The sequence below is a fragment of the Butyrivibrio sp. TB genome (genome assembly GCF_900110805.1).
GTDB lineage: Bacteria > Bacillota > Clostridia > Lachnospirales > Lachnospiraceae > Butyrivibrio > Butyrivibrio fibrisolvens_C.
Map to the genome: position 1 here is coordinate 143,266 of NZ_FOER01000008.1, position 23,095 is coordinate 166,360.

The following is a 23,095-nucleotide window of genomic DNA, read 5'->3' on the forward strand; positions in this document are numbered from 1 at the left end:
GAAAGCACCTCCTTTTGCAAAAAATCGTACAGATTAACTATAACATATATTTAATCCCTAAAAATGTCAAAAAGATTACGCAATCATGAACTTGTTTACATATGCATTCTTGAACATAAAATTCAAGAATGTACCAAATAGGTCAATTTCAAGGTAAAGATATTATCCCACGAAATCCGTAGCCGGTATTGACTTGATAAGATTCTTTCAAGACAACATTATAAATTGCCGACACACTTATAACTGCCATCTTCAAGGACTTTAAGCATAACATCTGCATCTGATGATCTGTCCAGAACTGTTCTTACATTGTACATATCGCTATAGTCAACGAAGTGCTCTGCTTCACTTCTTCCCTTACCACTCATAATCTTCCTGTCTATAAGGCGTGCATGGAGCATATCTGTATCAGCTGTAACACTGATAGTCATGTCTGCATAATCCTTGAGCCTGTTCCAGCCTTCATCTTTAAGCAGTAGATAATTACCTTCAAGTATTACAATATTACTATCTACAATAGTGGCATCTTCCTGCGGATTGTGAGTCATCCTGTTATAATCAGGCCACGAGCATATATCTCCATCTGCTACATGCTTTACTTTATCAAGAAGCTTATCAAGATCGAAGGTCTCCGGTGCACCCTTTACATCTATCATAGGAATCTTATGTCCATCCCTTATGATAGAATGCGTCTTAAGATAATCCTGATACCTATGAAAACCGTCCATACCTATTACCGTCACCGGCGTAAGACCATCTGTATTTTCTGATAAATATTTTAGAAAAGACAAAAGAGTGCTCTTCCCACATCCGGGAGGAGCCGCAAGCATCACAAGTACTCTTTTTTCTTTTTGGTCATACAGATCTTTCATTTTCTCCAGCAAAGGAATAAAGATATTGTCTATATTATCTTCAGAATACGTTGCCTTAACTTCAATTCCATTTATATCAAAAGTAATATTCAAGTCTCACCCTCCAAAATACTCTTTATGAACTATCGCATTCATAATTATCTTTACAAGTTTATGAGTGTACCCGCCACATATAATTCTCTTTGCAAGTATATAAATGTATCTGCCATATTATATGCCATCATGTGACTTATGATAAACTCTTCGCCACAAATTATAACATCAAAAAAGTCCAAGCAGGGAATGCCCACCCGGACTTTTTTACACTGACATATATCAAGCGTCCAACTTGTATTTGATATATAAGTGGAACGCCTGTTTATAAAACGATATTCGAAGCACCAAATCAACTTTATTCGCAGTAACTAACCACTTTATTCGTAGTACTTAAACAACATTATTCACAATACTTAAACAACGTTATTCGCAGTACTTAAGCATTGCTTCCATAACCTCGGGATATGCAAGTGTACCATCGTCGCGGTTTATGAAACCAAATAGTTCTCCGTTTCCTGCAAATGCGCCGTTGTCCCAGATCGTAACAGTCAGACCGCAGGATCTTGCCTTAGCTGTATAATATGCTGCCCAGTCTACTCTATCCTGAAGATTACCATTCTTATCAACTGCTCCGCACTCTCCGATAAGAACCGGAATACCCTGACTTATATACTTTGAGTATATTTTATCCATGAAATAGTCAATATCTTTTCTGCTATCGTATGAACTTGCATCAAAGTTGTCTATTCCGGGGCTTTCAAGAGCAAAGCTATATGGTGTATATGCATGGATAGATAAGATTATCTTATTATCAGCACTGTCAGTAGGAATCACAAATCCATCATTAAGAACTCCGTCAGGACTTGCGCAGTATCCGGGGCACATAAGATAGCGGTTTTCGTTATTACTGCCGGATGCTCTTACAACATCTACAAACTTCTGATTAAGTTCATTGATTATGGCAATAGCCTCTTTACAGTCTTCGTTATTTGGATCAATCCACCATTCATTAGTGTGACCTACAAGTCTGGGCTCATTAAGAGCTTCAAATACAAGCTTATCATCATAATCCTTGAATCTGTCAGCAACCTGTGACCAGATAGACTCAACATACTTAAGAGACTGCTCTTTATGATCCTCGTCAGGATAGAAGCCATTTGCTTCAAGATGATTATCATGATGTATATTGATAATAACATACATATCTTCTTCTATTGCATAGTCTACAACTTCCTGAACGCGGTCAAGCCATGCCTCATTGATCTTAAGATCTTCATCTACATGATTGTGCCAGCTCACAGGGATTCTTACTGTATTAAATCCATTATCATGTATAGCTTTTATATAATCTTTAGTAACTTTGTCATTGCCCCATGCTGTCTCTATAGTAAGATCATCTTTGACACCATTGTCAACAAAAGCATCAAATGTATTTCCAATATTGTAACCAAGCTTCATATCCTGAACGAACTTAAGACCATCATTATCAGGAATATCTTTCTGAGCTATATCTAATTCCGGAATCACAATCTCAGTAGCCATCTCTTCGGTCTCCTTATCTGAATCTAAAGTACTTGCATCTGCATTAACATCACCTGTCAAACTCTCGCTTGTATCATCAGTACTGCCGGCATTATTATCAGCACTATCGCCTGTTTCTGATGCATCTGCATTTGCACTGTCATTAGTAACTTCTCCACCAGCGGCTCCATCATCCACTGATCCATTACCATTATCATTCCCTGATACGCCGCACCCAACAAGTAATAGTGCCAGCAATACGCTAACTACCTTCTTTTTCATAGAATCTCCTTGAACAATATACTATCCATATCATTTTACTTATAAATCTATATTACTAATATATCTATCTGCATTATTTATACTCAAACTTCCAACTTGGGCGACGCCGTGTCTGAGAAGGTTTTGCATGGGCAGACAGAATATGAATCTTTGCTACGTTTTTTAATTGTTTTATAAAATTCATGAGCATGATAGATGAATTTTTTATTCTGCCCGGGGTCCACATGCCCCCGCGAAGCGAGTTTGGACCCCAGAATAAAAGAATTCAGATATCATGCCATGAATTATAAAACAATTAACAACGTGGCAAAGATTCATATTCTGTCTGCCCATGCAAGACCTTCTCAGACACAGCGCCGCCCAAGTTGGAAGTTTACATATAAAACCTATAAAATACATCATATCCATTTTCTAAAAAGAGGCGATGCATCATGCACCGCCTCTTAAGTTTTATACTCTTATACGATTTTAAACAGAAGTTTATTATTAGTATAAAAGCACTTTCTATTTTGAATCAATGATCCAAAATTATTTGTTAGCTTCGTCGATATAAGCCTTCCATGTATCAGCAATTGCTTCTGTAAGAGCTGCAACGTCTGCGTTAGGTCCGATGCTCCATACAAGCTCCTCACCAAGCTTAAGGTTAGGAATCATGTCGTGGTAAGCAACTGTACCGTGCTCAGGCTCAGACATCATTGTGATTGTCTCTGTTACTGCTCTTTCATCGAATACACCCTGACGAGCTGTTGAAAGGAATCCGTTGTAATCTTCGTATCCTTCAGGAGCTTCTGTGTAGAGGTTGTAAGCGAATGCGATCTTCCAAGCTCTGTCTGCATCATAGCATCCAGGAATAGCTGCCGGGTTGTTGCTCCATACGTTTACATAAGTGTCCATCTTAGGTCCCTTAGGGAACATTACGAAACCAACTTCATCTTCCATATCAGCAAGGAATGCACCAGGTCCGCCAGCATACTCATCTTCTACCATGAATGCAGCGTGTCCCTGAACGAACTCTTCCTTGTAGTAATCCCATTCAGCACCTTCTGGATCGTGGTTGTCGAACTTGTTGTACATATCTACGCACCACTCAAGAGCTTCCTGAGTCTCAGGAGCTTCAAGGTTGTATACATACTTACCGTCAGCATCCTTAGCTACATAAGATCCGCCGTTAGAGAATACAGCTTCAGTTGTCATAACACCTTCGTTAAGTGTAAGACCATATACATCATTGACACCATCGTTATCTGTATCTCTCTGACACTTAGCCATAAGCTCTTCGAACTTATCCCATGTCCATGTGCCATCTGCCTGCATATCATAGATGCTTTCAGGATCGATACCTGCTTCTGTAAGAAGTCTCTTGTTGAAGTAAACACCTGTACGAGGCTCAGCGATACCTGCTGACATAGCATAGATGGAATCGCCCTTAGAATACTGCTCGTGGATAAGGTTTGATGTGAACTTATCCTGTGTGAAGTCAAGGCAGTCAAGAGTTGCAAGGTCATACATAAGACCATTGTTCATAGCTGAAACGATAGCTGCATCACCTCTTAAGATGAATACATAGTTATTATCGTCGCCGCCTGTTGTAACATAGTCTACGAAATCCTGAGGTGTTGTTCCCCAATCGGAAATAGCAACCTGCTTAATCTTGAAGTTGTATGTCTCCTGGATCCACTCACGATACTCGTCAAGAGATTCCTCATAGTCGTTTGAAGGCTCAGCCTGCTCTTCTGATGACCACCAGTCACGAACTACGATTTCCATACCGCCAAGGTCGATAGGATCACCATTCTCATCTGTGATAATCTTTGGACCCTCTTCCTCAGCTTCTGTAGCTTCATTTGATGCCTGATCTGTTGTGCCTTCATTAGTTGTTGAATCAGTAGTTGAATCTCCCTGATTTCCTGCATCACCTGAACCGCCACAAGCAACAAGACCTGCTGACATAGCTGTGATTGTTGCTACAGCAATTGCTTTGTTTGCTAACTGCTTTTTCATATTTTTCCTCCTTCATAAGAAAAAATTGTTTTATCGATAACCACTGATAGTGGAAATCTTCCTTCTCAAAAATTGATCCCCTATAAAGTATACCTAAACCAGTAATTAAATACCATAAGTAAACTTTAGATTATATCATTATTTTGGTTTCTTGTGGAGCCTGAACACCAGCCCCCACAAGGTGTACTGTTTACAATCCAGGAGTCAGAATTGTCAAAGACAATTCAAATATCCCAAGAACTGTTTACAGTTCAGGAGTTAAAATTGCCAAAGGCAATTCTAACATCCCACGGATTGTTTACAATCCAGGAGTTAAAATTGCCAAAGGCAATTCTAACATCCCCATTACATCTTAATGCCTGTAGCACTTATACTCTCTACGAAAGCTCTCTGTGCGAAGAGATAGATAACAATAAGTGGCAGAATGATCATAAGTGTACCTGTTGATAAGATACAGTTGGAATAAGCAACTGAGATAGTTGTCTTGATTCCGGATATTCTCTGAATATATGCACCAAGTGAATCAACGATTCTTGCAAGTGATGTACTTACAAGAGGTGTTGTTCCAAGGAACATCTTGGAGTAGAATCCATCAGTCCACTGCCATACAAATGCGAACAGGAAGCAGGATGAAAGGATTGGCTTACTCTGAGGAAGCATGATCCTTGCAAATGTCCTTAGCATGCCGCATCCGTCAACATATGCAGCCTCTTCCATATCACCGGGGATGTTTCTGAAGAACTGTCTTATCATATAGATATAAAGACCATTCTTAAGTCCCATCGCTGTAGCACTCATAAGATAGTATGGAAGCTTGGAACCTCTAAGGTTTATAGTCTCACCTGTTATGAGTTTAATGATTCCAAAAATATCAAAGAATCTGAAGTGCAGATACAGTGAACTTACGATTGTCTGCGGAGGGATGAGGATTACAAGGATTACACAAGCAAACCACATATTCTTAAGCGGGAACTTGAATCTTGCAAAACCATATCCTACAAGTGTACATACAGTAATCTGTAAAAGAGCTATCGTAAATGATATAACGATTGAATTTACAAGAGCCTTAGGATAAGACATTACATCTGATGCCATCTTGTAATTGGCTGTTGTAAAGTGCTCCGGGATATTAGTAACAATCGGGTTATACAGATCCTGCTCTGTCATGAAGCTGACAGAGATCTTATTCAGAATAGGCTGAAGTATAAGGAAGCACATTCCGAACAAAAGGATGAATCTGCAGATACTTACTGCTATCTCTATGATCTTCTTTCTAAGGAGATATCCGCCTGAACGCCTGTTTCTCTCCCAGAATCCGAGCTTTTCGATATTCTTTGCTTTAGTCATAGTAGTAAACCTCCTTAGAGATCAGGAATGATGAGATTCCTATAAATGCCAGGACAACTATGAAGTATACCCAGGACATCGCTGAAGCTCTGCCGTACTGCATCTGATCGATCATTACAGCCTGAATCTTCTTAATAACCTCGTTATCAGATCTCATGCAGAAGTCAACTACTGTATAAATCCAGTTAACAAGGAACATTGAGCTTATCATAGGGAATGTGATCTTCCAAAGACTTTCCCACTTAGTACATCCTTCGATATCAGCTGCTTCATACATACTGCTTGAAATTGTCTGAAGACCTGACAGGAAGATGATGATCTGAATACCTGATGCTATAGCAACATCATAGATATTATCAATAACTTCGAAGACCTTCTCAAAAGCTCTTACACCAACTCCGGAAGTTCTTAAGATCTCTTCCAGAGCTGCTGTGATGCTAACACCGCTTGTTGTATCTTCGATCTGAGCTGCAAGTGTAGCCATAAGCTGGTTATTGGTTTCAAGTCCTAAGATAACACCGGATGAAAGGATAACCGGAAGGAAGAATATTGCACGTACAAGTGCTCTTCCCTTGAACTTCTGATTAAGTATAAGTGCTACGAAGAATGAAAATACTATGATAGCCAGTGAGTAGACGACCATTCTTCCAAGCTCTTCTACAAGAAGTCTTGTATACTCAGGATCAACTCTAAATGCATATTTTAGGTTCTCGAGTTTGTTAAATGTAAGTGTGAAGTTACCGGATCCAAGACTTACTTCAGAAAAGCTCATGTGCAGTGACTGTAAGAGTGGCTTAACCATAAAGGCAAGGAATCCAATAATAAATGGCGATATAAACAAATATCCGGCAATGGCTTTTCTCTTTTGAAGACCCGCCAGTTTATTCTTTTGCTTCTTCATCATTAAATCCTTTCCGCTTATGATCTCACTACCAGATAATCTCTGGCAGGAATTGTCTGACCGTCTGCTGTTACATCTTCAAAATCATAGTTGACATATACCTTGGTTCCATCAGCATAAGTAGTTACAGAAAGTGTACCTGACAGGTTCTGATGATCTACCATTTCCTGATTGAATACATGTCCAAGCTGTTCATTGTATCTTGTGTAGTACTCTACCATTCTGTCGCGCCATGCATCATAGTCTGATCCATAGTACTCTGTGTAAAGTGTCTTCTGAAGTGCGAATGAAGATTCTTTCATAACTGTGAATGAAAGACCTGCACCATACTCTGCGCTATAGAGAAGCTGCTGTACATCATCTCCGCAGATGTTAAGAGGATAACCCGTGTAGTTTACATATCCGTGTATAGCCAGCTGATAGAAAGGAACACATTCATCAAGGATTGTGTAATCATTTCCTCTAAGATCCATATTAGTAACCATGCTTGCATATGGAACTGCATAGTCGTTACCCATATTGACCATAATGTTCTGGCCAGAATCATTAACTGCCTGGAATCTTGCTACCTGAGAATTAAGAACTGATTCTCTGGAGTGAGTATCCTTAACATAATAGTCAGCAGAAAGATCTTTACCGTCATCTTCGAATGATACGCCTGCGCCGTAGCCAGCTGCTGCATTTACAAGATTGTCAGACATCTGTCCGGCAAGTGTTGAATGAAGAAGGTAGAATGTCTTAGCACCTTCTCTCTGAGCATATGTTACAGCACTGTACTGATAGAGCTCTGCTCTTTCCTTGTTGATGAACTTAGCTGCATCTGTGTATGAGAAGAAACCATCGAAGATATTTGAGTTGTACTCATACTGTGTTACACCGTTAAGATACAGGTTAATGTTCTGCTGCTTAGCATAATCACTAAGAGCTGTAAGATCCTTCTTGCCGCCAAGACCGCCTACAAGGTTAACATTCTCAAGGAGCTTCTGGCTTACACCACCATTGCACCAGCCTGACATCTTAACTGACATATTGTTAAAGCCGTTTGCATTAAGATCTTCAAGTATGCCCTGAGCTTCTGCATATGTTGTAAGAGGAAGAGGCCTTGATACAGGAACACCGACAATCTGCTTAACCTTGTCAACTGCACCTACGATCTCAACTTCTACAGGAGCTTCTGCATCAGTGTTAAGTGCCATGTAATCTCCATATTTATTCTTGAGATAAGAGCCATAACCCTTAGCCATATCTACATAGCTGCCTGAATCTACGAATTTGTATCTCTGAGACAGATTCTCATCAGGAAGTTCTTCGAGATATTTGTAGATCTCAGAGTTAGCGATATCTGCAACTTCATACTGCTCTCTCTGACAGATGCTGTATACAGCATTTACATAGTTATAATTGTTGTTCTTGCCGGATATATCAGCCTGAACGGAAGCATATGACTTACCATCTTCAAGCATACAGATGAATGAATCATCACCCTGAGATATTCCGTATACACCAAATGATGCTCTTGTGTTATGAACCAGGGCCTTACGTGAAAGGCACATATCCCATCCATAAACGTTTGCATAATAACTGTTCTGTGAAGTCTTACCATTATTGAAGTTGATGATAGCACCACCGCCTTCAGGAACCATCATGAATCCCTGATCATCTTTGCCACCTGCTCCAAAATATGGAAGAACTGAAAGTGTGTAGATCGGATAATCTGATTTGTACTCAAGCTCTTTAAGAGGAACCTCTACAACAAGCTCATCGCCTTCAAGTCTGTAGATAACATTTACATTGAAGATAGGTTTGTCATTGACTGTCTCTGAAAGATCGAGTTCTTTGTCAGCAAGATACTGTTCATATGTGTATCCGGCTTCTTCAAAATACTTCTGAATTGTCTTTTTAACATTATCCTTAGTACCGGGACGAAGAACATATATAACATTTGTCTCTAATATAGGATAGTTAGCAAGAAGTTCTTCTTTATTATCCTTTTTACCAAGATCATTAATATCATACTTTTTGTAATACTCGCCTATGATATTAAGACCTTCCTTGGTCATAGCTCCGGTCCACTTCTCATAATCCTCTGCTGTACATACCGGAGGAATTACGAATTCTTTCTGAACCTGTCCAAGTGAATATTTAACTTCAATCTGGTCTTCACCGGGGATTACTTCATAGATTTTATTCTTTACAGAATAGTTGAATGAATCATATGTGGTTTCAAGACCTGCCTCTGTGTTAAAAGACATAACAAGAGTTGACTGAAGTTTTGCCTTCTCCTCAGGAAGTGCGATGGGATCATCTTCACTTCCATCAGGGCATGATTTCCATACTTTACCGCTTGACTTTACAAGCAGTTCGAACTGTGTGGTCTCAGGATCCATAGTAAGCTTTAATGAATCATTTTCGATAACCACAGGTCCTTCGATTTCCGTATACGCGTTTGGTTCGATAATCTCAGGTGGGACTTCCGCATTCTGATAAGTAACGACCGCAAATACAATTGCTCCGATTATAGCCAGGAATATCACAGGAGCAATCATACTCTTGAGAGTTTCTTTTATAGCGTTTCGTCTCTCTACCTGTCTTTCTGTCAATTCTTTTTTCATATAAGCTCCCATTACAACCTAAATAGAAATTCTCTACCTAAAGAGATAAAGTAAGCGACACCCTGTGAGATCATACTGAAGAATATCATTAAGATAAAGATCATTACCAGCATCGCAAAAAGTGTAAATACTGTGAATAAAATGTTCTTACCAAATGAAAACTCATGTATCTGTCCCATGGCTGTTACTATCAGTATTCCTGCGTAGACAAGTGTGAGTCCGCTAAGTACTGTATAGAACTCCTGCTCATCTACTGTTACATAATTACTGAAGATCATCAGAGGAAGCTGTACAAGCGGATAAGGAGTAAGGCCGTAACATGTTGCCATGTATACCTGGCCAAGTCTTCCTTTACCATCAAATAGTGTTGTAAGTCCCCAGTTACCAATAACCCACAATGCAAGTGGGAAAAGAATACTTGCAATGTATAAGAAAATATTTAAGTCTTCCCAGTAAACCGTTAAGAATATAAAGCTTGTGAAGCGAAGCTTCAAAACACGAATCAAAACTGTTGCAAATAGAATCGTGTTGGCTGCAGCCATTGTTCCTCGTTTTTCATGAGTGAGATCCCAGAAACCATCAAGAGGATGTGACATGCAGTACAAGGCAAACTTTAACGAATCCAGGTATTTAGTCCTTTTATCCTTTTGTGTTAAAACTTGAAGCATATCATCCTCCGTTACGTTTCATATCATCAATTTCAGCCTTTTCTATTTCCCACTTGATCTTCTTGTATCTCTCAATGCCAAGCGGAATGAGGAATATAGCCAAGATAACAATAACTATTATTACGATATGATCTTCTACCCATTGTTTTCTGTACTGTTTATAAGCTTTGGAGTAGTTATCTGCGTCATACTTAAGTTCGAAATAATCCATCGCACCCTTGTAATCTTTCTGACGAAGAAGTGCTCTACCAATTCCTATATAAGCAAGATCATAGTTGCCATCAAGTGCCATAACCTGGCGCCATGACTGCTCTGACTCTTCATAAAAGCCCTTATCGAACTGATCGATAGCTTCGTAGATCTGTTGACCGAACTCAGTAGGTGTGAAAAGAGTGATAGCACAGTCAAGTTCATCAAGTACGAACAGATCGTAGTCCATATGATCGATAGCAGAAGGTCTTCTGAAGTAACCATCCATGTTACCGTTACCACCAAATGCGATCACCATGTTGCCCTGATCATCATAAGCAAAGAGTCTGCCTCTGTTCTTATCAAGGCATACATAGATATCATTATCAAAGCAGGTAACATCTGTAAAATAGGATGCGCCTTCATAACCACCGCCGTTACCCATGTAGAGGTCACCTATAACAGGCCATTCACCGTTTCTTACAAGGATGTCATTACCCATAAGGTTAAGCTTTCTGATAACATCTACGCTTCCGCTCTTGATTTCTTCTGCTTCACCGGAACCTGTAACAGCATATATGAATCCTTCATGATCCATATAGAGGTTATCATACTGAGTAGGTACGAAGTTCTGCATGAGAGCTCTCTGCTCCTGTGTTGCGAACTTCTTCCAGATATAATCTGTCCAGTTGTAGGTAACAGGTGTAGCTCCTACGAAACCGGCAAATGTTCCATCTGATTCATACTTGACAAGACCCTTGTTGATACCTGATGCTACACAGTAAACACGCTCTGCGGAGTCAACGGATACCTTTGTAGGCTGGAATACAAGTGCCGGATCAAGTGTTTTATCATTGGGCTTATTGAATTCCATTATGTAGTTAAGGTCTTTATCAAGCTTTAAGATTCTGGCATTACCGCTATCAGCGATAAAGAAATTGCCATCATCTGACACCTGAACATCTGTAGGTGCTGCAAAAGTGCTGTTGTCAGCGCCTTTAAACGAATCGATTATCCTCTCAACTTCAAGTGTCTGAGGTGTAGGTCTGTTAAGCTCTATGATCCTGTTATTACCTGTATCACATACATACAGCTTATTGCCTACTACTGTAAGTCCCTGTGGAGATTTGAGCTTTACATCAAGTCCAAGTTCTGATGATGTAAAAACCTTGCTACAGGTATATGCATTAGGTGCATCCTGTACATCTCCCCAATAGTCATAAATATATGAGTAGCTTCTCTCGGCAGCTACTGCTGATAGCGGAGCAAGAACTGCTACCGCTACCGCACATGCCCCGGCGAGGATTCTCTTAATTGTCGCTTTTTTCATGTCCCCTCCTTAATCCTTCAAACCAGAACTAGCCATTGTTTCAAGAATCTGGCTTTCTGAAAGAACGAATATAATGATAGGTACAATCATTACAACAACGAGAACCGCTGCACCCTGACCTGTTCTTGCAATACCACCTGCCTGAATCTGCTGAAGTGCATATACAAGTGTCTTACGCTCTTCTGAGTAGATATATGTAGATGCTCTGTTGTTCCAAAGACCCTGCACTGAGAAGATGATAAGTGTCATCCATGCAGGCTTAACATTAGGCATTACAATTGTCCAGAATACTCTCCACTCATTGGCACCGTCGATCTTGGCAGCTTCAATAAGTGATGTAGGAAGACCTTCCATGAACTGCTTCATAAGGAAGAGTCCCATAGGTGATGCGAACGCAGGAATTATGATTGCCCAATATGTATCAATCCATCCAAGCTTGTTCAAGATCAGGTAGTTAGGAATCTGTGTAACATAACCTGTGAACATCATCGCAACTGTTATAATCTTGAAGAATGTCTGTCCACCCGGGAAATCATACTTAGCAAGTACGAAAGCTGCCATAGAAGCTATGATCAGATGTCCAAATGTACCTGCAAATGTGATCCATACAGTATTGAACAGATATCTTGAGAATGTAACCCAGCTCTTACCCATTGTTACAAACAGATCCGAGAAGTTATCCAATGTCGGATTCTGAGGGAATATACGCGGCGGGAACTTAAAGAGTTCATCCAGAGGCTTTAAAGCACTGCTGACCGCATATATGATTGGGAAAGCCATTACTATTGCTATAAATAATAAAAACAGATATAAGAATATGTCGCCGATAATGGAACGGTTAGGCTTCCTTCTTTTCACTAAGGGCTTACGATATTCTTTTTCTTTTACGACTTTTTCCTTTTTCTTCATTTTACGTACCAACTCTTCTCAACAGATTTTGAATTAACTTGTTACAAAGGATCATCATAAGGAACAGAATTGTTGCTATTGCACACGCATAACCCATTTCAAATCTCTGTGAACCATAGTCTATAAGGTGAGTAACGATTGTGCTGGCTGCATAGTCAGTACTTGGGTTACCACAAAGGGCCATAGTTACATCAGCTACGCCGAATGCCTGAGTGATACTCATAACGGCACCGAACATAAGCATTGGTTTCATGTTAGGAAGTGTGATGTACCACAGTTCCTGCCATCTGTTCTTAACGCCATCCATGTAACCTGCTTCAAACTGTGCCTTATCGACACCCTGAAGACCTGCTACGAAGGAAAGGAAGCCTGTTCCCAAACTCATCCACAGGATAACCAGCATACATATAGGAAGCATATACTGTGGATTTACGAACCAAAGAATAGGTGAATCAATTATTCCAAGGTTAATAAGTGCTGCGTTAACGTATCCATATGCATCTCCTCTGAAGAATACAGAGAAGATTACATAACAGTTACCTGCTATAGATGGTGCATAGAATACGATAACCGCAATGGATCTGACCCATCTTGGAAGCTCATTGATAAGCCATGCAAAAAGGAATGACATGATATATCCAAGAGGTCCTGTGATAACCGCTATCATAAGCGTATTCTTGACACTGGTAAGGAAGACATCATCCTCAAGTATCAAGGATACATAGTTCTGCAATCCCAAAAACCTCGGTGGCTGCAATATATTGTAGTAAGTAAAACTAAAATATATTGAAGCTACAACCGGGAAGACAAAAAACATTGCGAAAAGAATTGCATATGGTGCAAGGAATGCGTAGCACATCTTGGATACTTTGGCCTTTTTGACCATTATCTGGGCTTCACGCTTCCTCAGCTTAATATACTTACTGAAAAAATCTTTCATACCTTCTTCTCTCATTCCCCATAAACCGGCAGACCAAATTCTTTTCTCTTCTTGGTTAACTCATCATCAATCTTGATGGAGTAGTCGATTATGGTTTCTCGTGAATCTACCTTTTCATTAAATACTTTACGTATTGCATTGGATAAATGTCTTCCTGTGTAATATCCACCAGGAACTTCTCTGATACCTACTGTCTGATCCCACTGAGCATTGAGTACTTCGATATCATCTGAACTCCATGACAGATTGGAAAATGCTACTCTGTTAGCTGTTGCATATCTTGCAGATGCACCCAGAAGAGCTTCTATCTCACGACCGAATGTAACCTGAGTTTCAGGCTTAGCCCACCACTTCATGAATTCCCATGAGTTCTGGCGAAGCTGTTCATCTTCAGTCTTGATCATCATAGTTGCCGCACCTGATATAAAGTCTGAGCGGTCAATATAAGTAGTACCATCTTCATTTGTACGAACAGTTCCAGGAATGAGTGTAAAGTCCCAAAGACCTCTTATCTCAGGAGCTGAAACCATCAGAGTGTTGTAAGTTGAGTATGGTGCAATACCAATTGGCATCTCACCGGAACGGAACTGTGAAACAAAGTCATAAACTGTAGGTATGCCATAATCATTGAAATACCTTACATAATCTTCAAAAGCTCTGATTCCAGCTTCTGTATCAACTGTTGTCTTATTACCGGCTTCGTTATATACATCTCCTCCATACTGGAAAAGAAGTGAAAAGTACATAGACAGATCGGCTGATGCTGACATAATACTTGTTGATGCCTGAGCAGATGAAGATGAACCTGCTGCACTAGGTATACCAACTGAAAGGTTTTTACCCTGAATAGTAGGCATTTCTGCAATGAGCTCGTCCCATGTATCCGGAATTTTAAGACCAAGTTCTTCCATAACGTCTTTTCTATAGAACATTACGTTGAAGGTCTGTGTCTCAGGAACACCATAGATATGTCCGTCAAGACTTATCTGTTCATATGAGCTTTCAGAATAGTTAGCAAGAACTTCCTGATAATCAGGGAACTGAGTGATATCTTCTGCAGATCCACGAAGTGCATAGTTTACAGGCTGATCAGCACCTATTGAAAGAACTACATTAGGTCCTCTTCCTGCTATTACGGCACTTTGAAGCGCGCCTGCATCAACGATCTCTACATTAACTTTGATTCCTGTATTTGTAGTAAAGTCTTCATCGATCATGGACTTAAGGATTGTACCCTGATCTCTACCAGTAAGAACCCAAACCTTAACTACATCTTCGTCATCGCCATATACATCACCGACAGCGTTGTAATCAACAAGGAAAGAAGCTATGAATGACTTGATCTCATGTCCGATCTTGTCAAGAGCGCTTTCCGTATCCTTCTTAGGCGCAGTTCCTGCTGCTGTTACTTCGATATAATCGATGTCCAGCTTGGTCATACTAAGATTAAGAGTTGATGTACCAAGAGCTGTAATATTATCTTTGAATGTACCAAATTCTGTAGTTATCTTATTGGGCTGCTTGCAGAATCTTTCAAGCTGCTGTGCAAGAGTCTGAGCTGTTGCAATTGAGTCGCCCTTCTGACCTGAATAGTCAACCATGTCATCAACTATCTTATAAAGTCTCTTAGACTCAAGATCCATAGCTTCCATAACTTCAGGATATGTTGTCTCGATATGATAGTCTCTGTACTGGTCAGGTGAAGCTCCTGTATAAACGAGAATCTTACGATACATCTGATTCAGTCTGTATGTTGAATCTTCAATCTCTTCAAGGATAGTACCAAGCCCTCCAAGTGAAGCTTCAAGTCTGATTGTGTGTGTACCCTTTGTAAGATAGAAATTATAAGGATTACCATTCTCATCAGAGAGTGTTATAAGATCCCAGTTGTTTGCATAAGGGAAGGAGATCTCTTCTACTTCTTTGAATGGAATCTCTCCATCGATATAGAGAGTTCTATTAGAAACATTACCTCTTGAATAGTTCTGTCTTCCTTTTACAGTGAGGTTATAAAAACCATCCTCTTCAACTGTTACATCCCATTCAATCCACTGTCCGTTTGTGCTCCATGCTTCTCCACCAACATAGTTAAGAACTGTATGCATAAGTGACATTGGCTGAGTGGATGGTGAAGATCTGTCATACTTAGCATAAAGTGATGACTCTGATCTTCTTGCTGATTCTTCGCCCTGAACAACCTGTGTATAACCATCTTTCTGGTTGGCACTGTTATCAGAGTTAGCAGCAGTGTACTCTTCGTATGTTGCAAGTTCGAATACACTTGTGAACTTCAGGCTCTTGATTGCCATCGGCTCATTGACTGCTTCAAGTGTTACTTCGTTCTCGCCTTTGTTAAGGAAGAACTTGTATGGTTCTGAGATGTAACCAAGCTTATCTCTGAAATAAGCATTCTGCCAGCAGTACTCTTCAGCCTGTCTTGGTCTTATTTCATTGCCCTGGTTATCAACTCTCTTCTCTCCACCATCAACCCATACTCTTGAAAAAGAAATATTGATGGCATCATCGAACGGAAGTTCTCCGTTGATGTATACTGCTCTTTCAGCAGCAACACCTCTTGACTCTGGGAGATAATACTCAAGGTATAGATTATAAAAACCTTCTTCCGGAGCATTAACTTTAAAGGTTACTTTTGAATCAAGTTCTGTATACAGAACATTGCTTTCGCCTTCATAGCTTGTCTCGAACTTGACATCGCCTTCAGCATCATATGTGGAAAGATCAATATCAATGTCCTTGTCGGAATTCTTGGCTCCCTCATGTTCAAGAAGGTATCCGGTATAGCCGCCTGTACGTTCCATACCTTCAACTTCTTTGGTGAGGTCTACCCCTTCGTACTTGTCCCTAAAGTTTTCGACCCTTTTTGTCAGAAACAATGCAGCGATGCCTATTACTGCCAGAACCGCTACAGCCCCGATTGCCAGGCCTTTTTTCCAACTTTTCATATACCTATCTCCTGCATTAGATTTCATAATTTAATTATACGTTTCGCAAGTTTCGTAAACTTCCTATATATTGCGACTACTTGTTCACCAATTGCTATTCTTTGCTATCATCCACAATTGTGCATAGTTTTAGGCGCTTTGTATTGGTTATTTTGACCAATTATTTTTCAATTATTGCTTTAGGACCAAGAAAGCCTTTGTGCCATTTGCTCTTCACATTCTTAACAAGAATTCTCTGAAGAACTATACCTTCATCAATGAAATCTATATTCAGACTGCCTTTTCCGGCTTTGCAATTAAGAACAAGGCTTTCTTTGTGCTCTCCTGCAAATATATCTTTTGACCAAAGGTAGTTGGAATTATCACCTCCAACAAAATCCTTACCTATAAGATTAAGCTCATGTCTTTCGCCGTTCCAGGTAACTGCGATTCTCAGGCTATTGTCCTTGGTGATAGGATTAGATGGAGCAATGATAAAGGTAAATTCATACTCGCCTTCTTCTATAGTATTTATAGAATAAGTAACATCTGTATTATCACCCTTTCTTCTTCCAAGTGCTTTGACACCGCTCCTGTACTTGCCTATAGGACTTATTACCTTAAGATCTCTATCCTTATCATCACTGATACTCTCATATTCATCAGCTTCGATAACGAGTCCTACCGAGTCTCCGGTATTAGCAGGCTCTCTTACTTCTGCAAATACTGTCGGATAATCAAAAGCATTGATAAATCTCACCCATTCATCCGGAACAACTGGAACCATGTGCTCTTTGGAGATCTCCTCGCCATAGCATGCAGCAAGGACTACAAGTGTTACCTTCTTATTGCCGGAGCTTACAAGAATGCTTCCGCTTATATAATAAGTATTGTTTCTCCTTACGATGTTAACCTTCTTACCGTTTCTATCAAAAACTTCTTTATTAATAGTAGTTTTTTCGCTGTTATCGGTATTCTTATCATCAGCATCTATAATAGAAGAAACATCTCCGATCAGCTCAACGATCTTGTCTCTATCTATTGTTACAGTGATCTCTTTCTCGCTTATGATCTCATCAATTTGTTCAAATGGAGGGATCTTGCCTTCTGTTTCGCTAAGACTGATCCAGTCATCACCTGATTCAATCTTATAATCAACATCTACGTTGCCGCCATTTTCGATAAGGAAAGTCTGGGAGCTTACTTCAGGTTTTATATATTCATATAAGAAGAGATTCTTTCTGGTCCAATCTCCGCCCATAGAATACTGACCTGTAAGAGGAACGGTAACTATCATCCTGTGTTTATCTGCAGGCCATATATATGATCTTACAGGATACATATTCTCTTCTTCATTCCAGAATCTAAAGCCTGTATGCTGTGAGAGCATCATTCCATCCCACTTGCCGCTTTCGATAGAATGATATGTGCTGATGAGATTCTTCTCAATCCTATGGCACTTCTCAACTTCCTCTGCATAGAAGTTGGCTGTGACTCTTCCCTGAGCCGCACATACTCTGTTCTTTTCTGCTGCAATCATCATCTCATAATGATTAGCTATTACTCTTGCAGGGAAAACTACAAGTTCAAACAAAGCAGAGTCAATCTCTTTTAGCCTGTTACTTAAGATGAACATCTCAAGTTCGTCGCAGCTTCGTCTTATATTCTTGGCTTTAGCATATATGCGATCAGCTTCACCATAGTTAAAGTTGTGAAGTGTTCCTGGATACAGACTTTCAGGCTTTCTGATGCTGCTAAGATATGTATATTCATCAAGAAGCTCTTTGAGTCTTCCAAGTTCTGAATCAGGAAGGAAGTTCTTAAACTGCTGATTTACAAAATAATCAAGGAATCTAAGATATGGCTTCTCAGAATGGATACTCCACTTCTCATAGTCATATGCAAGTTCGAAGAAATATGTAAGAGGGAATTCCTGAGGCTTAAGATCTCCAACATTAACGATCCAGATATCTCTTACTCCCTTGTCATATGCTTCACTCATCTGCTCACATACTTTTGGTATATATGTGCTGTTAACCCATTCATAAGAAACCGGGTCTCCGTGATAATCAAAATGATAGTACATTCCGAATCCGCCGTTGTGTTCTTCGCCGTATTCAGGAAGTCTTCTCATATTGCCCTGATTGTCTTCACACAGCATAAGTGTTACGCCATCAAGACCATCCCAGCTTCTAAGACCCTCTGTATTCTCATCTCCGAAGTAGTACTTCTCTACTTCCTTATATATAGCAAGCATCATAGGAACATTCTGTGCTTTGTCACCATATACTTCTTGTATGAGATCTCTTTGAGTCAGTATAACTTCCTTAAGGTAGTCGATGTTCTCTTTAAGAGTTGCTTCTCTTCCAAGAACCTCGCTATCTCTCTCACCTCTCATACCTACTGTGATGATATTTTCAAAAGGCGCATTTCTCTTAAGACCATCTCTCCAATAATTGGTAAGACCTTCCTTGTTCTTGTCAAAATTCCAGGCATTGCCGTATTTAGAATCTTCACCTCTTACAAGATCCCACTCTTCAGAATGTCTTGAGCAAGGCTCATGGTGAGAGTTACTCATTACGATTCCGTATTCATCTGCAAGTTCTGCACTTGCAAGACCAGGGCCATCAAGTGAGAAGTTTGATGTCCACATTGCAGGCCAGAGATAGTTGCCCTTAAGACGGAGGATAAGCTCGAAGACATTGTCGTACATCTTAGCTGTAAATCCGCCATAATGCTTCATGGTCCAGTTACCAAAAGACGGCCACTCATCATTGATGAAAAGACCTCTATACTTAACAGAAGGCTGTCTTGAGATGAGTGTATCTTCATCTGTTATAGTAACTTCGTCCTTCTTAGCTGGTCTTACATCTGCAAAGTTGACCCAGGGTGACACTCCCAGAAGCTCAGACAGGTGGAACAGACCGTAAATAGCACCTCTTTTGTCACTTCCTACTATTACAAGGATAGGCTCTTCAACACCGGGAAGCGTCTTAAGAAGAAATGCATAAGCCTCTCTTCTTCCACGCAGAGTTTCAAGTTCGTCCCCTGTAAGAGGGAAGGAATTGTCGCCATCAAGTGTTGCAACATATATACCTTTTATATCTTTACTATCAGAATCAGTACATATATCTTCAAAGGACTCAACTAAAAGCTCCTCAGGAGTTATACCTAAAACCTTGTTGATATCCTCTGATACCTTGCCGATAACACGGCGTACGCCTTTACAAGTTCCTGCCTGATAATAAAAAACCAGTCTGTTTTTGTTCTTAATAATGTAATTCATTCTAAACCTCATTTATTGTATTAATCTCATAACAAAGGCATATTGCAGATGGTCTGATAACAGATAAGATATGTGCCCCGTATATCAGGCCTCATATCTAAAGTCTGTAAATAATGCGCTGTTTGTAAGATCGCTTCCTGTATTATCTGAAGCATACATTCCTACTGTACATCCTACAAATCCGCCTGCTACCTCAGTTGAAAGGGCTCTTATGTCTACTTCATCAAACATAACTTCCTTATCGCCTTCAACTATTCCAGCCTGGCCCTTAAGTCCATCGCCCTTTATTACAAATGTGACAGATCCGTCCTTAACTTCTGTCTGACCTATGATCTTGTCAGCGCCGTCTTGTCTAAGCAGAGCAGATGCCTTATTTTTGCTGACTTCTACTCTTAAAGAGAAGCCTTCATTCTGCATAAGCACAAGGCCTTTTGTAAGATTATCTGACTCTGTAGTGTTAACTGTTGCATATGCCTTAAAAGCATGATTCTGAACTCTTAAGCCAAGATATGAAGGATTGGACTCCTGTGTAACAGGAAGCTTTGAAGCCTTCATGACAAGACCTTCTTTAGAAAGAGTGTATCTTCCTTCCTGTTCATTTCTTAATGTAACAAATTCAGGTCCTATCTTGTCCATGGAAGAGAATCTGTAGTCTCTGTTATTTTTGACATCATCATCCCACTTAACTTCTTCAAGACCGGTATCTACTGTCTGTGTAAGCTTGGCTATTCCGGGATTTACAACCGGCCAGCCGTCTTCCCAGGTCACCTTGGCAAGGAAGGTTTCTCTACCTATAGTTGTGTAGCCTTCAGTACGCCTTACACCCAGCATTACCATGAACCACTCTCCATCAGGAGTTTCTACAAGATCAGCATGGCCTACATACTGGATAGGATACTTTTTACCCATATCCCTGTGAGTGATAATGGGGTTATTCATATTATTTTCATAAGGTCCGAAAAGAGATTTACTTCTGCAGATTGCTTCGCAGTGGTTAGGTCCTGTGCCGCCTTCTGCGTGCATGATGTAGTAATAATCGTCCTTCTTGTAAAGGTGAGGTCCTTCAGGCCAGATGATATTCTTCATAGAGCCGTTCCATACATCTACTTTGTCCCCGCAGAACTGGAAAGTCTCAGTATCCAGCTCACCGATATAGATGTGGTAATTGCCGCTGTATCTCTCTCCTTCCGGATTGGGATGAGTTCCGATATAGTAGCACTTTCCGTCCTCATCAAAGAAGATACTCGGGTCTATTCCGTCAGCACCCTTAATGTATACAGGCTCAGACCAGGGGCCGTTTATATCATCTGCTGTTACGATGAAATTACCTCCATGTGAGATATTGGTGCATACAACATAGAATCTTCCCTCATGATACCTTATGGTAGGAGCGAAAAGTCCCTGTGAAAGTCTGGTATTCTCAAGCGGAAGAGACTTATCATCACACAGCACATTACCGATCTGATGCCAATTGGCAAGATCTTTGCTGTGCATTATCGGAAGACCGGGAAAATACGCAAAAGATGAATTCAGAATGTAATAATCATCCCCCGCCCTGACGATAGATGGATCAGGATAAAAGCCCGAAAGAATCGGGTTTGTTGCAACTGCTTTCATAATAATTCCTCTCTTTTAGAAATAAGCAAATCACCTTTTTGCCCAAAAATGTAATATATAAAGGCTTATTTTTGTGCAGATGATTTATCAATTATTGCTATTTTTAGCCAAAACAGCTATTTTTCTAGCTTTATCAATAATTATAAATTCCATGATAAGTCTTAACTTGCCAGATATTGCGCTATCGTATTCAGAATTTGCTTACTTTAAAAAGCAATTATTTTATTGATATTTCGCGTCAAAAGTGTCATAGTTTTTCTTATAAAATACAATAATTTTTCCTGTATTTTTTTTATATTTTGCATGGTAATATTTTTTGTGACCGATAAATCGCAAATTTTAAGCAGGCATTTTTTGCTATTTTTTAGGGTTAGAGGGGGATTTTAATGGTTTTGGCAGCTCAAAAGTTAAATTCCGGAATTAACATAATCAATAAAGATTTTGCAGGCACCAGAAAACTTAAACAGAATCAGGAAATAGTTCAATATCTTAACGATTCAACACTCCGGATCTGGTACAATGACCAGGATGAGGATTACGAAACTCACTGGCACAATGCAATTGAGATCATCATGCCCGTTGAAGAGTGGTATGAAGTTACTATCTCTGAAGAAAAATTCCATATAACTCCGGGAGAGATCCTTATCATCCCGTCCAGTTCTCTTCATTCATTGCATGCACCAAGCAAAGGAGCTCGTTTTATATTCCTTTTCGATCTTCACTTCCTTGAAAAGCTTAGCGGATTCACATCCATAAGCACTATCCTTGGAAAGCCTATTGTGATCAAAAAAGAGACCTTCCTGCCTGTCTATGATGATATCTATGACCTTCTCATCCAGATGAGAACAGAATACTTCTCAGACAGTGATTTTGCAGATATCATGATATACTCTCATCTTCTGGAGCTCTTCTCCCTTATTGGAAGATACAGGATCTCCGAGATGAAGCTGTCCAATACCAGGATCTATAAGCAGAAAGAATACATCGATAAATTCAATGAAGTACTTGAATATATTGATGAGCATTATATGGAGAATCTGTGCCTTGAGTCAATTGCTTATAAGGCAGGATTTAGTAAGTTCCACTTCTCAAGACTATTCAAACAGTATACTAATTTTACTTTTAACGAATATCTTACTCACAGAAGGATCAAGGCAGCATCTGATCTTCTGGCAATGCCTGATCTGTCTATCACGGAAGTATCTCTTGCTGTAGGATTTGCCAGCATCTCAACTTTTAACAGGATATTCAGGCAGGTCAACAAGTGTACACCAAGTGAATACAGAAGAAAGCACAATCCGCTTCATAGATTATAATCGAGTAGGAGGGAGATTTAATCAATCTCCCGACCTCTCACACCACCGTACGTACGGTTCCGTATACGGCGGTTCAATCAACTTAACAAGTAACGCACCTATCGGTGTAGTAATCTAACATTGAGACTAATCCAAATGAGGTTAGTCTCTTTGTGCTTATAGCTTTCTGTACCCAGCCATTGTGTGCAAGTCTAGCATATCTGTCGCCATTGTAAGCGATTTTAAAAGCCGCCCATCTTGGCACATTAAGCTTCATCAAGTTCTTTGCCCTGTTCTTTGGAGTTTTCCAGTGCTTCCAAATACACATGCGAAGCCTGAATCTTATA

At 39.9% G+C, this 23,095-nt stretch carries 14 protein-coding genes and 1 pseudogene; 1 reads left to right on the top strand and 14 read right to left on the bottom strand.

Translation table 11 applies throughout. The features are described from left to right. Positions 1-218: 218 nt before the first annotated feature. The 13 genes from BMX21_RS07360 to BMX21_RS07420 all read right to left on the bottom strand — a co-directional run bounded on the left by BMX21_RS07360 (position 219) and on the right by BMX21_RS07420 (position 21,453). Entirely contained in the window at positions 219-965 is a 747-nt protein-coding gene (locus BMX21_RS07360) for a nucleoside/nucleotide kinase family protein (protein WP_092042921.1), read from the bottom strand. A gap of 366 nt (positions 966-1,331) precedes the next feature. Beyond that, entirely contained in the window at positions 1,332-2,711 is a 1,380-nt protein-coding gene (locus BMX21_RS07365; protein WP_092042924.1) for a glycoside hydrolase family 5 protein, read from the bottom strand. A gap of 528 nt (positions 2,712-3,239) precedes the next feature. Then, complete coding sequence (locus tag BMX21_RS07370; RefSeq protein WP_022755002.1) at positions 3,240-4,712, bottom strand: extracellular solute-binding protein; 1,473 nt, start codon at positions 4,710-4,712, stop codon at positions 3,240-3,242. A 345-nt stretch (positions 4,713-5,057) separates the two neighbouring features. Beyond that, a complete protein-coding gene (locus tag BMX21_RS07375) occupies positions 5,058-6,059 on the bottom strand; it encodes a carbohydrate ABC transporter permease (protein ID WP_092042927.1) in 1,002 nt (333 codons plus the stop codon). Continuing rightward, positions 6,052-6,963, bottom strand: a complete 912-nt coding sequence (locus tag BMX21_RS07380; RefSeq protein ID WP_242829488.1) for a carbohydrate ABC transporter permease — start codon at positions 6,961-6,963, stop codon at positions 6,052-6,054. Before BMX21_RS07380 ends, BMX21_RS07375 begins: the two co-directional genes overlap by 8 nt. Before the next feature lie 14 nt (positions 6,964-6,977). Then, the gene (locus tag BMX21_RS07385) at positions 6,978-9,572 is read right to left on the bottom strand and encodes a DUF5696 domain-containing protein (protein WP_143057218.1); all 2,595 of its coding nucleotides are present in this window, start codon (positions 9,570-9,572) and stop codon (positions 6,978-6,980) included. 11 nt (positions 9,573-9,583) lie between these two features. Then, a complete protein-coding gene (locus tag BMX21_RS07390; protein ID WP_022754998.1) occupies positions 9,584-10,240 on the bottom strand; it encodes a YIP1 family protein in 657 nt (218 codons plus the stop codon). A gap of 1 nt (position 10,241) precedes the next feature. Further along, positions 10,242-11,759 carry a hypothetical protein gene (locus BMX21_RS07395; protein ID WP_022754997.1) on the bottom strand — a complete coding sequence of 506 codons (1,518 nt, stop codon included), beginning with the start codon at positions 11,757-11,759 and terminating at the stop codon, positions 10,242-10,244. A gap of 9 nt (positions 11,760-11,768) precedes the next feature. Further along, complete coding sequence (locus BMX21_RS07400; protein WP_022754996.1) at positions 11,769-12,668, bottom strand: carbohydrate ABC transporter permease; 900 nt, start codon at positions 12,666-12,668, stop codon at positions 11,769-11,771. Between the two features lies 1 nt (position 12,669). Beyond that, complete coding sequence (locus BMX21_RS07405; RefSeq protein WP_027205452.1) at positions 12,670-13,608, bottom strand: carbohydrate ABC transporter permease; 939 nt, start codon at positions 13,606-13,608, stop codon at positions 12,670-12,672. An 11-nt stretch (positions 13,609-13,619) separates the two neighbouring features. After that, positions 13,620-16,571, bottom strand: a complete 2,952-nt coding sequence (locus BMX21_RS07410) for an extracellular solute-binding protein (protein ID WP_022754994.1) — start codon at positions 16,569-16,571, stop codon at positions 13,620-13,622. A gap of 160 nt (positions 16,572-16,731) precedes the next feature. Further along, a complete protein-coding gene (locus BMX21_RS07415) occupies positions 16,732-19,836 on the bottom strand; it encodes a glycosyl hydrolase 115 family protein (RefSeq protein WP_177173961.1) in 3,105 nt (1,034 codons plus the stop codon). 84 nt (positions 19,837-19,920) lie between these two features. Further along, the gene (locus BMX21_RS07420) at positions 19,921-21,453 is read right to left on the bottom strand and encodes a glycoside hydrolase family 43 protein (RefSeq protein WP_092042934.1); all 1,533 of its coding nucleotides are present in this window, start codon (positions 21,451-21,453) and stop codon (positions 19,921-19,923) included. Between the two features lie 386 nt (positions 21,454-21,839). On the opposite strand from BMX21_RS07420, the gene BMX21_RS07425 reads away from it, so the two are divergent. Next, on the top strand, positions 21,840-22,769 hold the full coding sequence (locus BMX21_RS07425; RefSeq protein WP_022754991.1) for an AraC family transcriptional regulator: 930 nt from the start codon (positions 21,840-21,842) through the stop codon (positions 22,767-22,769). An 82-nt stretch (positions 22,770-22,851) separates the two neighbouring features. Here the strand turns inward: BMX21_RS07425 and BMX21_RS19530 are convergent. After that, a pseudogene (locus BMX21_RS19530) lies at positions 22,852-23,095 on the bottom strand (group II intron reverse transcriptase/maturase); the annotation flags it as partial.

Coding starts and splice junctions, on each gene's coding strand:
- BMX21_RS07365 (WP_092042924.1), bottom strand. CDS start 2,711: ATGAAAAAGAAGGTAGTTAGCGTATTGCTGGCACTATTACTTGTTGGG.
- BMX21_RS07370 (WP_022755002.1), bottom strand. CDS start 4,712: ATGAAAAAGCAGTTAGCAAACAAAGCAATTGCTGTAGCAACAATCACA.
- BMX21_RS07375 (WP_092042927.1), bottom strand. CDS start 6,059: ATGACTAAAGCAAAGAATATCGAAAAGCTCGGATTCTGGGAGAGAAAC.
- BMX21_RS07380 (WP_242829488.1), bottom strand. CDS start 6,963: ATGATGAAGAAGCAAAAGAATAAACTGGCGGGTCTTCAAAAGAGAAAA.
- BMX21_RS07385 (WP_143057218.1), bottom strand. CDS start 9,572: ATGAAAAAAGAATTGACAGAAAGACAGGTAGAGAGACGAAACGCTATA.
- BMX21_RS07390 (WP_022754998.1), bottom strand. CDS start 10,240: ATGCTTCAAGTTTTAACACAAAAGGATAAAAGGACTAAATACCTGGAT.
- BMX21_RS07395 (WP_022754997.1), bottom strand. CDS start 11,759: ATGAAAAAAGCGACAATTAAGAGAATCCTCGCCGGGGCATGTGCGGTA.
- BMX21_RS07400 (WP_022754996.1), bottom strand. CDS start 12,668: ATGAAGAAAAAGGAAAAAGTCGTAAAAGAAAAAGAATATCGTAAGCCC.
- BMX21_RS07405 (WP_027205452.1), bottom strand. CDS start 13,608: ATGAAAGATTTTTTCAGTAAGTATATTAAGCTGAGGAAGCGTGAAGCC.
- BMX21_RS07410 (WP_022754994.1), bottom strand. CDS start 16,571: ATGAAAAGTTGGAAAAAAGGCCTGGCAATCGGGGCTGTAGCGGTTCTG.
- BMX21_RS07415 (WP_177173961.1), bottom strand. CDS start 19,836: ATGAATTACATTATTAAGAACAAAAACAGACTGGTTTTTTATTATCAG.
- BMX21_RS07420 (WP_092042934.1), bottom strand. CDS start 21,453: ATGAAAGCAGTTGCAACAAACCCGATTCTTTCGGGCTTTTATCCTGAT.
- BMX21_RS07425 (WP_022754991.1), top strand. CDS start 21,840: ATGGTTTTGGCAGCTCAAAAGTTAAATTCCGGAATTAACATAATCAAT.